We start from the raw sequence: 14,255 nt of genomic DNA on the forward strand, positions 1-14,255 counted from the left end.
GCGCCTTAGCAGGCGGGTCGCATAAGCGCGTGGTAGCCGCGGTCAAACCACACCAGCCCTTGCGGCGCGGGGTGGCGAACAATCGAAACAATGTCGCAAAACAGAATGTCGTGGGTACCGACGCTCACCACCTGGCTGATGCGGCAGTCAAACGAGGCCAGCGCATCCTCCAGACGCGGACACCCCGTATCGCCCGTTTGCCAGCGGGCGGCGGCAAAGCGCGTCTCCATTGGCGTTTTGCCGCCAAACAGGTTGGATAGCGGCTCTTGTCCGGCGCTCAGGGTGTTCACGCACAGCGTGCGGTTTTCGCTAAACGTCGGCCAGACGGACGCGCCGCGGTTCAGGCATACCAGCAGGGTGGGAGGCGAATCCGTGACGCTGCACACCGCGCTGGCAGTGAATCCCGCCATTCCCGCCGGGCCGTCGGTGGTGATGATGTTGACTGCCGCGCCGACGCAGGCCATGGCGTCGCGAAAGGTTTGTTTATCCGGTGTCGTCATGATTGCTCCTTACGCCAGCCCGCAGGCATCTTCGAACGCCAGACGCGGCAGGCGTCCGTAAAGTTTGTTCGTATCACCATAGCCAATGTTGATCAGCAGATTGCTTTTAAGCAGCGTGCCGGTGAAAAAGGCCTCGTCGACCTTTTGTCGGTCAAAGCCTGACATCGGGCCGGTGTCCAGCCCGAGGGCGCGACAGGCGAAAATCAGGTAAGCAGCCTGCATGGAGCTGTTGCGAAATGCCGTCTCTTCGGCGAGCGCCGGGCTGGTGGTAAACCAGCTTCTGGCATCGCCGTGCGGGAACAGTTCCGGCAGGCGCTCATAAAACTCGCTGTCCCAGGCAACAATCGCCGTGACCGGCGCGGTGAGCGTTTTTTCCAGATTGCCGCTGGAGAGCGCCGGGCGCAGCTTCTCTTTTCCCTCTGCGCTGCGCACAAACACGATTCGCGCCGGGGAGCAGTTGGCGGAGGTTGGGCCCCATTTCATCAGGTCGTAGATTTCGCGCAGCGTCTCGTCGCTGACGGGCAGATTCTGCCAGCCGTTGTGGGTACGGGCGCCGGTGAATAGCGTTTCGCGCGCCGCAGGATTAATGGCTTCGCTCATTAAAGCTCCTTATAAAGCGGGTTCAGAACTGTGCAGCAGGCTGGCAAGCCCGTTCAGCAGCAGGGTGTTAAAGGTGTTCGGTTCGGTGACGTTGCAGGCATGCCCGCCCTGGCGCATGACCACGCTGTGGCTGCGTGGGAGAGCCGCCTGTAGCTCAGTCGAGCAGACACAGGGCACCAGCATGTCGTCGGCGGAACAGATGAGGTGTACCGGACAATGAATACGCGCGGCGTGGCGGCTGAAATCCGCTTTCTTCAGGGCGCTGAGCCTGTGCAGCAGGTTGCTTTTGCCCTGGAAATGGGCCAGCGCCAGCGCTTCTTCGGCCTCCAGGCGGGGCGCACGAGCAGCCATCCAGTCTGCCGGGTAGAGAAACAGCGGCTGCGCCTCTACCCACGCCTGCGCGCCGCCGGAATGCAGCAAACGCTCGCGGATCTGAAAACAGCGTCGGGTATGGGCGTTGAGGGTTAGCCAGCCGTTGACGCACACCAGCGCGGTGAGCGCATCAGGTCTGTCGAGGGCCAGCTGTAGCCCGATCAGCGCGCCCAGCGCATGCCCTACCACGCAGTAGCGGGCAATTCCGGCTTCAGCCAGCGCTATGGCCAGTTCGTCCGCCATTTGCGCCAGGCTATAGCCTTCCGGCAGGGTATCGCGGTTATTACCCGTCCCCCGCTGGTCATAGCACACCACCTGATACTCCGGCTCCAGCGCGGCCAGCTGGGGCAGCCAGTAGCTGCCGCTGCCGCCGAGACCGGCAATGAGGACTACCACGGGTGCCCCCTCATACGGGGGCGGTGAGACGGAGAGTTTCATGGCTGCCTCACTTCGCAATGTGCGCAACGGTGGCAATTTCAACCAGCGCGTCAGGCTTCACCAGCCCGCACTGTATACAGAACCGGGCCGGCTTATCGCCGGGGAAGAACTCGGCGTAGATCTCGTTAATCGCGGCGTAGTTTTTCCAGTCGGTGATAAAGATGCTGTTGAAGGTCACATCCTCCATCGTGCCACCCGCCGTTTCGATCACGCTTTTGATCGTCTCCAGCACGTGGCGGGTTTGTGCCTTTGGGTCGTTGATAAACACCACGTTGTTGTCTTTATCAAACGGCAGCGTACCGGAGACATACACCACGCCGTCGGCGAGCGTTCCGGGGACAAACGGGGCAATCGGTGTGCTGGTGCCCGGCGGAATAATCACGGATTTCGGCATCGTCGTTCTCCTCAGGCGATACGGGCGAGCGGCGGATTCAGGGCATCGCAGAACGCTGCGACGTTACTCACCCAGCCAAAAAAGGTTTCGATATTGAACAGGGCCGCTTTCTGCGCGAATTGCGGCCCGGCCTGATGGGTCGCGTCTTCCAGCACCACGCCAAAATACTCAAGGAAAAAGCCGTCGCGCAGGGTCGACTCCACACAAACGTTGGTGGCGATGCCGGTAAAGACCAGGTGACGAATGCCCCGGCTGCGCAGCAGGCTGTCGAGCGGGGTGTTGAAAAAGCCGCTGTAGCGCGGTTTGGGCAAGACAATATCACCTGCCTGCGGGACCAGCTCGTCCACCAGCTGATAATCCCAGCCGCCTTTTGCCAGCAGCTTGCCCTGCAGTTCAGGGTTTTTGCGCATCGTTTTCAGGGCGTTGGACTTGTGGAAGTTGGGCGAGCCGGGGCCACCGGCCTCCACGTACTGGTCGTCCCAGCCGTTCTGGAACCAGACGATGAGCATGCCGGCTTCCCGTGCGGCGCTGACGGCGGTGTTGATGTTCGCAATGACCGGCTGCGTGGCGGAGACGTCGAACCCCGCCAGATCCAGATAACCCCCTTTACTGGCGTAGGCGTTTTGCATGTCCACCACGATCAGCGCGCTCTGCTGCGGCGCAAAGGTGATGGCTTCCGGGCGAGCGTTTAAGGTCGTCATTACGCAACCTCCTTCGTGACGGCAGGAATGTGGGCGCGGCATTGCATCAGCGGCTGGATGCGCTCGCCGAAGGTTTCCACACCGGTGAGGAAATCATCGAAGGTCAGCAGAACGCCCTCTGCGCCGGGTACGGCGGCGACTTCGTCGAGCATTCTGGCAACGCTGGCATAGGATCCAACCAGCGTGCCCATATTGATATTGACGGCGGAGGTGGGGTCAGCCATCTGGCGGACGTTGGTGTCTGCGCCGGAACGGGTATCTTTCTGGCTCTGCTCGGTAAGCCAGCTCAGGGCCTCCTCGTCAGCACCGTCCTTGTAACACTCCCATTTCGCGCGTGCGGCCTCGTCGGTTTCGTCGGCAATCACCATAAACAGCACGTAGGAGCCCACGTCGCGCCCGGTTTTGTCGGCAGCCTCTTTCATGCGCGCCGCGGTGGGGGCGAAAGCGGCAGGGGTGTTAACGCCTTTCCCGAAGCAGAAGTTAAAGTCGGCGTATTTGGCGGAGAATTCCATCCCCGCGTCGCTCTGCCCGGCGCAGATCACCTTCATCGGCACCGACGGTTGCGGGCTGACGCGGCAGTCGTTCATGGTGAAGAAGTCACCTTTGAAATCGCTTTTGCCGGTGCCCCAGAGATCGCGCAGGACCTGCACGTATTCGGTCAGGTAGTCGTAGCGACGCGAGAAGTAATCGTCACCCGGCCAGAGCCCCATCTGCTCGTACTCCGGCTTTTGCCAGCCGGTCACCAGGTTCACGCCAAAGCGTCCTCCGGAGATCGAGTCGATGGTTGAGGCCATGCGCGCGACGATCGCCGGTGGCAGGGTGAGCGTGGCGGCGGTAGCGTAGATCTGAATCCGCGAGGTGACCGCGGCCAGTCCTGCCATCAGGGTGAAGGACTCCAGGTTGTGATCCCAGAATTCGGTTTTGCCGCCAAAGCCGCGCAGCTTGATCATCGAAAGCGCAAAGTCGAAATGGTAGTGCTCCGCTTTTTGCACGATGGCCTTATTCAGCTCAAAGGTCGGCATGTATTGCGGGGCAGTGGTCGAGATAAGCCAGCCGTTGTTGCCGATAGGTACAAATACGCCAATTTTCATCACGAACCTCTCTTCACTACGTTGCAGATACTGGCGTTTTTGCAAAGGGAGTGCCAGTTTTGAAAATGACTTTGTTATTAATGTGTTAATCGAAGGTTGGCGTATTGATGCGGTCAAAAGTGGACTAACTGGTCAAAAACATTGCACAGAAAACAGGCATTCATGCGCGATGGGAGTGCAGAATGTCGTGGCGAGACGGGGGTTTTGCTATGCTGAGGGCAACGCAGAATAAGGAGAGCGGGAATGACACAAGGCGCAGTGAAAACACCAGGTAAACGGTCACAGGCAGTCAGCGCCAAGAAGCAGGCTATTCTCAGCGCGGCGCTGGAGACGTTTTCACAGTTTGGCATTCACGGCACGCGGCTGGAGCAGGTGGCGGAGCAGTCCGGGGTTTCCAAAACCAATCTACTCTACTACTACCCGTCGAAAGAGGCGCTCTATGTGGCGGTGATGCAGCAGATCCTCGATATCTGGCTGGCGCCCCTGAAAGCGTTCCGCGCAGAGCTGGCCCCGCTGGTGGCGATCAAAGAGTACATCCGCCTGAAGCTGGAGGTGTCACGCGATTACCCGCAGGCGTCGCGCCTGTTTTGTCTTGAGATGCTGCAGGGCGCGCCGCTATTGCAGGCTGAGCTGACGGGGGATTTAAAGCAGCTGGTGGACGATAAGTCGGCGATTATTGCCGGCTGGGTCGCCAGCGGCAAGCTGGCGCCGGTCGATCCGCAACATTTGATCTTTATGATTTGGGCCGCCACCCAGCATTACGCTGACTTTGCGGCCCAGGTCGAGGCGGTGACCGGGAAAACGCTCCAGGATGAAGCGTTTTTCCACAGCACCCTGGAAAACGTACAGCGGATGATTATCGAAGGGATCCGCGTGCGTTAGTTTCCCGGCGGGAGAGGGCAGCTTAAATCGCCCTCTTCACATTGCATCAGCGAGGCCAGAAACGCTTCTCGCTCCGCGGTTTTCTCTGCCAGACACTGATTGACAATCATTGGCTGAATGCTTCCACCTTCCGTACCCGAACCGATAAACGTGCAGTCTGCATCCCGCAGGGTAATCCACGCCTGCTGCGCTTTTTTTAGCAGGTCACGCTGGGGGGCTGCCGCACGTTTGATAGCGGCCTGATACGTCGCGTTGAGCTTCTTATCCGCCGCCTGGTACTGCTGCGCGCTACAGGTGTTCAGTTCAAGCTGGGTGGTGGCGTTGTCGCACTCGTTGGCCAGCGCGCTGGTGCTCAACAGCAGTGCGGCACCTGCGAGAAATACTCTTTTCATCATCCCCTCCGTGTAAAAAAAAGCCGGATGCGCTATGCATATCCGGCCTACGATTCTTAGTAGCCCCGGTAAGCGTAGCGCCACCGGGGAGAGTTTACACGATTAACCGATGGTCATCAGGCTGGCGTTACCGCCCGCCGCCGCGGTGTTGACGCTGAGTGAACGCTCCACGTACAGACGCTCCAGCAGCAGGTTGGTTTCCCCACGCGCAAAGCCCTGTACCGAAACAATCGCCCCGCTGCGGGCCGCCACCTGTTCGCACAGTTCGCGCAGCTGGTCGGAATCACCGTGATAAATCACGGCGTCAAACGGCTGCGTCAGCAGCGCATCGGCCTTCGCGAAGCGAATGCGGGCTGAAACGGCTTTTGGCAGCTGTTTTGCCAGGTCGCGATGCAGCGCATCTTCCGGCCACAGCACTTCACATCCGGTTGCCATCGCGGCAGCCAGCTGTACCAGCGCATCCTGCTCGTTATCCGCTACGCAGAGTACGTGCTCGCGCGGCATCAGCGTCCAGGTGTTGCGCTCGCCGGTTGGCCCCGGAAGCAGACGCTGCGTGCCAGCCTGCGCCAGCTCGCCGTACTGCTGCGCAATGGCACGCAGTTCAGGACGTTTTTCCGCCCAGGCGATCAGCGCTTCAAGCGGCTGCGTCAGCACGGTTTTCAGCTGCGCGTCGACCGGATAGTCTGCGTCCTGACGTGCCAGCGTCACGCCCAGCGCGTTCTCTGGACGGTTCGCCAGCAGACGGTACAGGTAAAGCGGACCGCCCGCTTTCGGACCGGTGCCGGACAAACCTTCACCGCCGAACGGCTGCACGCCCACGACCGCGCCGACCATGTTGCGGTTAACGTACAGGTTGCCCACTTTGGCGCTGCCGGTCACCTGCGCGATGGTTTCGTCGATACGGGTGTGTACGCCAAGCGTCAGGCCATAGCCGGAGGCGTTGATCTGATCGATCAGTTCATTAAGGTTGTTACGGTTGTAACGCACCACGTGCAGCACCGGACCGAAGACCTCTTTTTTCAGCTCGTCGAAGCTTGCCAGCTCAATCAGCGTTGGCGGCACGAAGGTGCCGGTCTGCCACTCGCGGGCATCTTCGCTGTTCTCACGCACCGCCTGGAACACCGGACGGCCTTTGGCGCGCATGGTCTGGATGTGGTTTTCGATATTGGCTTTAGCTTCCGCGTCAATCACCGGGCCGATGTCGGTGGTGAGACGCCCCGGGTTGCCCATACGGCATTCGGCCATCGCGCCGCGCAGCATCTTCAGCGTGTGGTCGGCCACGTCATCCTGCAGGCACAGTACGCGCAGGGCGGAGCAGCGTTGACCGGCGCTGTCGAACGCCGAGGCCAGCACGTCAACCACCACCTGTTCGGTGAGGGCAGAGGAGTCAACGATCATGGCGTTCATGCCGCCGGTTTCCGCGATGAGCGGGGTAGGACGACCCTGCGCATCCAGACGGGTAGCAATGTTGCGCTGCAGCAGAGAGGCAACTTCGGTCGAGCCGGTAAACATCACGCCGCGTACGCGGTTATCGGAGGTCAGTTTAGCGCCGACCGTTTCGCCGCGGCCTGGCAGCAGCTGGACCACGCCCGCAGGTACGCCGGCTTCCAGAAGGATGTTGATGCCCTGCGCGGCAATCAGCGGGGTCTGCTCTGCCGGTTTGGCCAGCACGCTGTTACCTGCGGCAAGGGCGGCGGCAATCTGGCCGGTAAAAATAGCCAGCGGGAAGTTCCACGGGCTGATACACACGACCGGTCCGAGCGGACGGTGGGTTTCGTTATCGAAATCATCGCGCACCTGACCCGCGTAGTAGTGCAGGAAGTCCACGGCCTCACGCACTTCGGCGATAGCGTTGCTGAAGGTTTTACCTGCTTCACGCACCAGAATGCCGATAAGCGACTGCATCTGATCTTCCATCAGCACGGCAGCACGCTCCAGAATTGCGGCACGCTCCTGCGGCGGGGTGGCAAACCAGATTGGCGCGTTGTTGACCGCACTGTCCAGCGCCTGATCCACTTCCGCTTCGGTGGCTTCGCGTACATAGCCGACGATATCTTTTGGCTCTGCCGGGTTGATAACCGGCTGCATTTCACCGTCCTCGACGGACTGCTCAAGGATCGGTTTCGCCTGCCATTTCTGCAGCGCGCTGTTGAGCAGGGCAGAGGAGAGGGACGCCAGACGATGTTCGTTCGCCAGGTCCAGACCCGCAGAGTTGACGCGGCCTGCGCCATACAGCTCGCGCGGCAGGGCAATCTTCGGATGCGGCAGACCAATCTGACCTTCCTGGGCCGCCATCTTCTCAACGGCCTGCACCGGATCGGCCACCAGCTCGTCGAGCGGCAGCGTGGTGTCGGCGATGCGGTTTACGAAGGAGGTATTCGCGCCGTTTTCCAGCAGACGACGCACCAGGTACGCCAGCAGCGTTTCGTGCGTACCTACCGGCGCATAAATGCGGCATGGGCGGTTCAGCTTGCCATCCGCTACCTTACCGGTCACCTGCTCGTAAAGCGGTTCACCCATGCCGTGCAGGCACTGGAACTCGTACTGGCCAGGATAATAGTTTTGACCCGCCAGGCTGTAGATTGCCGCCAGGGTGTGGGCGTTATGGGTAGCGAACTGCGGGTAGATCAGGTTCGGCACGCCGAGCAGTTTTTTCGCACAGGCGAGGTAAGAGACGTCGGTGTAGACCTTACGGGTATAGACCGGATAGCCTTCCAGACCTTCCATCTGGGCGCGTTTGATTTCGCTGTCCCAGTAGGCACCTTTCACGAGGCGGATCATCAGGCGGCGACGGCTGCGGCTTGCCAGGTCAATCAGATAATCAATGACGAACGGGCAGCGCTTCTGGTACGCCTGGATAACGAAGCCAATGCCGTTCCAGCCCGCCAGCTCTGGCTCGAAGCACAGTTTTTCCAGCAGATCGAGGGAGATCTCCAGACGGTCGGCCTCTTCGGCGTCGATATTGATGCCGATGTCATACTGGCGCGCCAGCAGGGTCAGGGACTTCAGGCGCGGGTAAAGCTCCTCCATCACGCGGTCGTACTGCGCGCGGCTGTAGCGCGGGTGCAGGGCGGACAGTTTGATAGAGATACCCGGACCTTCATAAATACCGCGGCCGTTAGAGGCTTTACCGATGGCGTGGATCGCCTGCTGATAAGAGACCATGTAGGCCTGCGCGTCGGCGGCAGTCAGGGCCGCTTCACCGAGCATGTCATACGAGTAGCGGAAACCTTTGTCTTCCAGCTTGCGGGCGTTCGCCAGCGCTTCGGCAATGGTTTCGCCGGTCACGAACTGCTCGCCCATCAGGCGCATCGCCATGTCCACGCCTTTGCGGATCAGCGGCTCGCCGCTCTTACCGATGATGCGGTTCAAAGAGCGTGACAGGTTGGCTTCGTTATGGGTTGAGACCAGTTTGCCGGTAAACAGCAGGCCCCAGGTTGCGGCGTTAACGAACAGGGACGGGCTGCGGCCAATGTGCGAATGCCAGTTGCCGTTGCTGATCTTGTCGCGGATTAACGCGTCGCGGGTGGCTTTATCCGGAATACGCAGCAGCGCTTCCGCCAGACACATCAGCGCCACGCCTTCCTGTGAAGAGAGGGAAAACTCCTGCAGCAGACCCTGCACCATGCCGGCGCGGCCGGTGGCGGTTTTTTGGTTGCGCAGCTTGTCGGCCAGCTGATACGCCAGGCTGTGCGCCTGGGCGGCAATGGCTTCCGGCAGGCGGGCCTGCTCCAGCAGCATCGGCACGGCGTCGGTTTCGGCACGACGGTAAGCGCCGGTAATGGCGGCACGGCTGACGGACTGCGGCAGGATCTGCTCGGCGAATTCGAGGAACGGCTGGTGGCTTTCGTCACCAGCGGCGGGTGCATCCTCGCTTTCATTGGCGGCACCCGCCAGCAGGGCAGGCAGTTCTGGCAGGCCTTCGTCGCTCTCCAGTCTTTCCAGATAGTTAAAAATCGCCTGCTTGATTAACCAGTGCGGTGTGCGGTCAATGCGGGTCGCTGCGGTTTTAATCCGTTCGCGGGTAGCGTCATCCAGCTTAACCCCCATGGTGGTCATCCCCATGCCAAAACTCCTGTTGTTCTGTAATCGCGTTTTGTAGATGGCATGAAATATCCACCATGTTGCAACTTTGTGCAACCGTGTTAAATGTGACCTGGTTTGCAACCCAGAAAATGAATGGATTGTTAATGATTGGTTAGCTGGAAAAAAGCACTGGCTTCTGCATGAGAAGCCTGTTTTTATGCGGTACTTAACACTTTTAAAAGGTGCAACCCGTATAAGTGTGAGCGAGTGCAACCTATAGGAAACTCGTATCAAACCGGGGATGAATTTGATGTAAATGCAGTGTTAAATCGTTTGTCAGCGGGATGCGCATACGGCAGGATAGCGCGCCCAATGGAAACACATACACACATCACTACGTTCCGGTGATGACATAACAAGGCAACCCGGACGGTTGTCGCTCGACATTTTGGAGAATTTGAATGGCTATTAGCACACCGATGCTGGTGACATTTCTCGTTTATATTTTTGGCATGATCCTGATAGGGTTTTTGGCATGGCGTTCAACAAAGAACTTTGACGACTACATTCTCGGCGGCCGCAGTTTAGGCCCGATGGTGACCGCGCTGTCTGCGGGCGCATCCGATATGAGCGGCTGGCTGCTGATGGGGTTACCGGGCGCGATTTTCATCTCCGGTATCTCTGAAAGCTGGATTGCCATCGGCCTGACCCTTGGGGCGTGGATCAACTGGAAGCTGGTAGCAGGCCGTCTGCGCGTGCATACCGAAGCGAACAACAATGCCCTGACGCTGCCGGATTACTTCACCGGACGTTTTGAAGATAACAGCCGCATTCTGCGCATTATCTCCGCGGTGGTGATTCTGCTGTTCTTCACCATCTACTGTGCTTCCGGCATCGTGGCGGGCGCGCGTCTGTTTGAGAGCACCTTCGGCATGAGCTATGAAACCGCGCTGTGGGCAGGTGCCGCGGCGACCATTCTCTATACCTTCGTGGGCGGATTCCTGGCGGTAAGCTGGACCGACACCGTGCAGGCGAGCCTGATGATCTTCGCCCTGATCCTGACCCCGGTGATTGTGATTTTCACCGTTGGCGGCTTCGGTGAATCGCTGGAAGTGATCAAGCAGAAGAGCATTGAAAACGTCGACATGCTGAAAGGGCTGAACTTCGTGGCCATCGTCTCTCTGATGGGCTGGGGTCTGGGCTACTTTGGTCAGCCGCACATTCTGGCGCGCTTTATGGCCGCTGACTCTCACCACACGATTGTTCATGCCCGTCGTATCAGTATGACGTGGATGATCCTCTGTCTGGCGGGTGCCTGTGCGGTTGGCTTCTTCGGCATCGCTTACTTCAACAATAACCCGGCGCAGGCAGGTGCAGTAAACCAGAATGCCGAGCGTGTGTTCATCGAACTGGCGGGCATTCTGTTCAACCCGTGGATTGCCGGTATTCTGCTCTCCGCAATTCTGGCGGCGGTGATGTCGACTCTGAGCTGCCAGCTGCTGGTCTGCTCCAGTGCGATTACCGAAGATCTCTACAAAGCTTTCCTGCGTAAAGGTGCGAGCCAGAAAGAGCTGGTATGGGTCGGGCGCTTTATGGTGCTGTTAGTGGCGCTGATTGCCATCGCGCTGGCGGCCAATCCTGATAACAGCGTTCTGGGTCTTGTGAGCTATGCGTGGGCGGGCTTTGGTGCGGCGTTTGGTCCGGTGGTTCTGTTCTCCGTTCTGTGGTCACGCATGACCCGCAACGGCGCGCTGGCGGGGATGATCATCGGAGCGGTGACCGTTATCGTCTGGAAGCAGTTCGCGTGGCTGGGTCTGTACGAAATCATCCCGGGCTTCATCTTCGGCAGCATCGGTATTGTGGTGTTCAGCCTGCTGGGTAAAGCACCGTCTGCCTCCATGCAGAAACGCTTTGCGGAAGCGGACGCGCACTACCACACTGCACCACCGACGAAGCTTCAGGCTGAGTAAAAAAACCTATTCCCTCCTGTAAGCCGGGTAAGCGCTAGCGCGACCCGGCTTTTTTCTTGCCAAAATGCGTAAATTACGTTGATATCGCTGCACTTATAACAATGAGGATAGCGAACAATGACCATCAAAACAGGGCTTATGGCGGCGGCATTATTGATGCTCGCAGGCTGCAACGCACCCGCGCAACACGCGGCAATGGAGACCTGCAAAGCAGATAACCAGATGCAGCAAACCACGCTTTATTTCGGACTGAATCGTCCGGCCGGAGCGCAGATCACCGGCAACGAGTGGCAGCAGTTTGTTGACCAGGACGTGACGCCGCGCTTTCGGGACGGCTTAACGGTGTTTGATGCACGTGGCCAGTGGCTGGGGAATGACGGGAAAGTGGCGCGCGAGCCGAGCAAAGCGTTGATGCTGATCCACGGTAAAGACGCGCAGAGCGAGAAGAATATCGAAGCGTTGCGCGGGATTTATAAATCTCGCTTCGCGCAGGAGTCGGTGATGCGGGTCGATCAGCCGGTGTGCGTGCAGTTTTAAGCAAAATGGCGGGATAGTTTTGTAGGCCCGGTAAGGCGTAGCCGCCACCGGGCACAAACCGCACAAAACTTACAACACTAATCCCGCAAAGCTCGCCGACAGCAGGCTCACCAGCGTCGCGCCGTACACCAGGCGCAGACCAAACCGCGAAACCACGTTCCCCTGCCGCTCGTTCAGGCCCTTGATGGCGCCTGCGACGATACCAATAGACGCGAAGTTAGCGAACGACACCAGGAAGACGGATAAAATGCCCAGCCCGCGCGGTGACATCTGATGGGCAATTTTTTGCAGCTCAATCATCGCCACAAATTCATTTGCCACCAGCTTGGTTGCCATAATACTGCCGGCGTTGAGCGCATCACTCAGCGGAATACCGATGAGCCACGCCAGCGGATAAAACACATAACCTAAAATCTGCTGGAAGCTCATGCCGAATACGCTGGAGAAGAGGGCGTTAACGGCGCTAATAAGCGCGATAAAGCCAATCAGCATCGCCAGAATAATCATCGCTACCTTAAAACCGGCCAGAATATACTCCCCGAGCATTTCGAAGAAGCTCTGGGATTCATGCAGTTTTTCCAGCTTGATATCCGGCTCCGCTTCCGGACGCACCGGATTGATGACGGAGAGAATAATGAAGGTGCTGAACATGTTCAGGATCAGCGCCGCAACGACAAATTTGGCGTCGAGCATGGTCATATAAGCGCCGACAATCGACAGGGAAACGGTCGACATGGCGGTCGCAGCCATGGTGAACAGACGGCGCGAGGAGAGATCCCCCAGCACGCCTTTGTAGGCAATGAAGTTTTCCGACTGGCCGAGGATCAGCGAGCTCACCGCGTTAAACGATTCCAGCTTGCCCATACCGTTCAGTTTTGACAGCAGCGTCCCGATAACCCGAATAAAAATCGGCAGGATCCGCCAGTGCTGGAGAATACCAATCAATGCGGAAATAAAAATAATCGGGCAAAGCACGCCAAGGAAAATGAACGCCAGCCCTTTTTCACCCATTCCGCCAAAGACAAAATTGGTACCTTCGCCAGCAAATTTCAGCAGGGATTCAAAGAAGCCGGAAACGTATTTAATCAGGAATAACCCGCTTTCGGCGTGCAGGAAAAAGAACGCCAGGGCAATTTCAATAACAATCAGCTGTAAAACATAACGAATGCGAATTTTTCGGCGGTCGAAACTCACCAGCCAGGCGAGCGCAAGAATAATCACCAGCGCCAGCAGGAAATGGATAATCTTAAACATGGTTTATTTTCACTTGGTTTTCGAGGCAGATATTTAGCCACAGCGCTGATTAACCGTAAACGGGCATTTTCGTTATAACTTATAAACGTAATGATTACGTTGACAACTATTATCAGGCTTCGCTTTTACAACTCGTCATCAAAACATCCCACATTTCGCTTGTTTTTCTTCTCGGCGTAATGATAATCACTATCACAAGAATTTACCTTTCTTTGCATCAGTTGACCGCGATAAACATTTAAGGTGTCGGCATGTTTGTTCCATTTCTCATTATGTTACGTGAAGGGCTCGAAGCGGCTCTGATTGTCAGCCTTATCGCCAGTTATCTGAAGCGAACCCAGCGCGGACGCTGGATTGGCGTCATGTGGATTGGCGTGTTCCTCGCCGCGGCGCTCTGCCTGGGCCTGGGTATCCTGATCAACGAAACCACCGGCGAGTTCCCGCAGAAAGAGCAAGAGCTGTTTGAGGGAATCGTCGCCGTCATTGCGGTGGTGATCCTGACCTGGATGGTGTTCTGGATGCGTAAGGTCTCCCGCAATGTGAAAGTCCAGCTGGAGCAGGCGGTGGATAACGCCCTTCAAAAAGGCAACCATCACGGCTGGGCGCTGATCATGATGGTCTTTTTTGCGGTGGCGCGTGAAGGGCTGGAATCGGTCTTCTTCCTGCTGGCCGCCTTCCAGCAGGACGTAGGCATCTGGCCGCCGCTGGGGGCAGTGCTGGGGCTGGCAACGGCCGTCGTGCTGGGTTTCCTGCTCTACTGGGGCGGTATTCGCCTTAACCTGGGGGCGTTCTTCAAATGGACCAGCCTGTTTATTCTGCTGGTCGCCGCGGGGCTGGCGGCTGGGGCGATCCGCGCCTTTCATGAAGCGGGCCTGTGGAACCACTTCCAGGACGTGGCGTTTGATCTCAGCAATGTCCTCTCCACACACTCTCTGACCGGCACTCTGCTCGAAGGTATCTTCGGTTACCAGGAGACACCGAGCGTGAGCGAAGTGGCGATGTACTTTATTTATCTGGTGCCGGCGCTGGTGTTGTTTGCGATGCCGCCGCGTACCGGCACACAGGCGACGCGCGTCGCGCCGTAATAGTTGATTTAGT

At 58.3% G+C, this 14,255-nt stretch carries 13 protein-coding genes; 4 read left to right on the plus strand and 9 right to left on the minus strand.

The window, feature by feature from the left end; translation table 11 throughout:
• Nucleotides 1-5: 5 nt before the first annotated feature.
• Genes rutF through rutA form a run of 6 tightly spaced genes read right to left on the minus strand, consistent with a single transcriptional unit; the run spans nucleotide 6 to nucleotide 4,096 of the window.
• On the minus strand, nucleotides 6-500 hold the full coding sequence (gene rutF, locus AAER43_RS08040; protein ID WP_023332659.1) for an NADH-dependent FMN reductase RutF: 495 nt from the start codon (nucleotides 498-500) through the stop codon (nucleotides 6-8).
• Between the two features lie 9 nt (nucleotides 501-509).
• Nucleotides 510-1,100, minus strand: a complete 591-nt coding sequence (locus tag AAER43_RS08045) for a malonic semialdehyde reductase (RefSeq protein WP_014883307.1) — start codon at nucleotides 1,098-1,100, stop codon at nucleotides 510-512.
• A gap of 9 nt (nucleotides 1,101-1,109) precedes the next feature.
• Entirely contained in the window at nucleotides 1,110-1,910 is an 801-nt protein-coding gene (rutD, locus tag AAER43_RS08050; protein ID WP_014883308.1) for a pyrimidine utilization protein D, read from the minus strand.
• A 7-nt stretch (nucleotides 1,911-1,917) separates the two neighbouring features.
• On the minus strand, nucleotides 1,918-2,304 hold the full coding sequence (gene rutC / locus AAER43_RS08055) for a pyrimidine utilization protein C (protein ID WP_014883309.1): 387 nt from the start codon (nucleotides 2,302-2,304) through the stop codon (nucleotides 1,918-1,920).
• A gap of 11 nt (nucleotides 2,305-2,315) precedes the next feature.
• Nucleotides 2,316-3,005 (minus strand): pyrimidine utilization protein B, encoded by a 690-nt coding sequence (gene rutB, locus AAER43_RS08060; protein ID WP_057057643.1) that lies wholly within the window; start codon nucleotides 3,003-3,005, stop codon nucleotides 2,316-2,318.
• Complete coding sequence (gene rutA, locus AAER43_RS08065; RefSeq protein ID WP_014883311.1) at nucleotides 3,005-4,096, minus strand: pyrimidine utilization protein A; 1,092 nt, start codon at nucleotides 4,094-4,096, stop codon at nucleotides 3,005-3,007. The genes rutB and rutA overlap by 1 nt, the downstream gene beginning before the upstream one ends.
• Nucleotides 4,097-4,339: 243 nt before the next feature.
• Here rutA and rutR point away from each other — a divergent pair, with 243 nt between their 5' ends.
• Nucleotides 4,340-4,978: an HTH-type transcriptional regulator RutR gene (gene rutR / locus AAER43_RS08070; RefSeq protein WP_014883312.1), complete on the plus strand. Its 639-nt coding sequence runs from the start codon at nucleotides 4,340-4,342 to the stop codon at nucleotides 4,976-4,978.
• On the opposite strand, the gene AAER43_RS08075 is transcribed toward rutR, so the two are convergent.
• Both AAER43_RS08075 and putA read right to left on the minus strand, forming a co-directional pair.
• Nucleotides 4,975-5,370 carry a lysozyme inhibitor LprI family protein gene (locus AAER43_RS08075; RefSeq protein ID WP_014883313.1) on the minus strand — a complete coding sequence of 132 codons (396 nt, stop codon included), beginning with the start codon at nucleotides 5,368-5,370 and terminating at the stop codon, nucleotides 4,975-4,977. The genes rutR and AAER43_RS08075 overlap by 4 nt on opposite strands.
• A 102-nt stretch (nucleotides 5,371-5,472) precedes the next feature.
• Nucleotides 5,473-9,435, minus strand: coding sequence for a trifunctional transcriptional regulator/proline dehydrogenase/L-glutamate gamma-semialdehyde dehydrogenase (gene putA / locus AAER43_RS08080; protein ID WP_014883314.1), 3,963 nt, complete (start codon nucleotides 9,433-9,435; stop codon nucleotides 5,473-5,475).
• A 422-nt stretch (nucleotides 9,436-9,857) separates the two neighbouring features.
• On the opposite strand from putA, the gene putP reads away from it, so the two are divergent.
• Nucleotides 9,858-11,366 carry a sodium/proline symporter PutP gene (gene putP / locus AAER43_RS08085; protein ID WP_057057644.1) on the plus strand — a complete coding sequence of 503 codons (1,509 nt, stop codon included), beginning with the start codon at nucleotides 9,858-9,860 and terminating at the stop codon, nucleotides 11,364-11,366.
• A 117-nt stretch (nucleotides 11,367-11,483) separates the two neighbouring features.
• Complete coding sequence (locus tag AAER43_RS08090; protein WP_014883316.1) at nucleotides 11,484-11,903, plus strand: DUF3574 domain-containing protein; 420 nt, start codon at nucleotides 11,484-11,486, stop codon at nucleotides 11,901-11,903.
• A gap of 69 nt (nucleotides 11,904-11,972) precedes the next feature.
• Here the strand turns inward: AAER43_RS08090 and AAER43_RS08095 are convergent, their stop codons facing one another.
• Entirely contained in the window at nucleotides 11,973-13,157 is a 1,185-nt protein-coding gene (locus AAER43_RS08095) for a nucleoside transporter C-terminal domain-containing protein (RefSeq protein ID WP_014883317.1), read from the minus strand.
• 251 nt (nucleotides 13,158-13,408) lie between these two features.
• Here AAER43_RS08095 and efeU point away from each other — a divergent pair, with 251 nt between their 5' ends.
• Nucleotides 13,409-14,242, plus strand: a complete 834-nt coding sequence (efeU, locus tag AAER43_RS08100) for an iron uptake transporter permease EfeU (protein ID WP_014883318.1) — start codon at nucleotides 13,409-13,411, stop codon at nucleotides 14,240-14,242.
• Nucleotides 14,243-14,255: the final 13 nt, after the last annotated feature.

This window comes from Enterobacter sp. FUJ80071 (assembly GCF_038739915.1).
Taxonomy (GTDB): domain Bacteria; phylum Pseudomonadota; class Gammaproteobacteria; order Enterobacterales; family Enterobacteriaceae; genus Enterobacter; species Enterobacter kobei.

Excerpts from the sequence above, each read along its gene's own strand:
- AAER43_RS08075 (WP_014883313.1), bottom strand. The coding sequence starts at position 5,370 with ATGAAAAGAGTATTTCTCGCAGGTGCCGCACTGCTGTTGAGCACCAGC.
- AAER43_RS08095 (WP_014883317.1), bottom strand. The coding sequence starts at position 13,157 with ATGTTTAAGATTATCCATTTCCTGCTGGCGCTGGTGATTATTCTTGCG.
- rutC (WP_014883309.1), bottom strand. The coding sequence starts at position 2,304 with ATGCCGAAATCCGTGATTATTCCGCCGGGCACCAGCACACCGATTGCC.
- rutD (WP_014883308.1), bottom strand. The coding sequence starts at position 1,910 with ATGAAACTCTCCGTCTCACCGCCCCCGTATGAGGGGGCACCCGTGGTA.
- efeU (WP_014883318.1), top strand. The coding sequence starts at position 13,409 with ATGTTTGTTCCATTTCTCATTATGTTACGTGAAGGGCTCGAAGCGGCT.
- AAER43_RS08045 (WP_014883307.1), bottom strand. The coding sequence starts at position 1,100 with ATGAGCGAAGCCATTAATCCTGCGGCGCGCGAAACGCTATTCACCGGC.
- putP (WP_057057644.1), top strand. The coding sequence starts at position 9,858 with ATGGCTATTAGCACACCGATGCTGGTGACATTTCTCGTTTATATTTTT.
- rutA (WP_014883311.1), bottom strand. The coding sequence starts at position 4,096 with ATGAAAATTGGCGTATTTGTACCTATCGGCAACAACGGCTGGCTTATC.
- rutF (WP_023332659.1), bottom strand. The coding sequence starts at position 500 with ATGACGACACCGGATAAACAAACCTTTCGCGACGCCATGGCCTGCGTC.
- rutB (WP_057057643.1), bottom strand. The coding sequence starts at position 3,005 with ATGACGACCTTAAACGCTCGCCCGGAAGCCATCACCTTTGCGCCGCAG.
- AAER43_RS08090 (WP_014883316.1), top strand. The coding sequence starts at position 11,484 with ATGACCATCAAAACAGGGCTTATGGCGGCGGCATTATTGATGCTCGCA.
- rutR (WP_014883312.1), top strand. The coding sequence starts at position 4,340 with ATGACACAAGGCGCAGTGAAAACACCAGGTAAACGGTCACAGGCAGTC.
- putA (WP_014883314.1), bottom strand. The coding sequence starts at position 9,435 with ATGGGGATGACCACCATGGGGGTTAAGCTGGATGACGCTACCCGCGAA.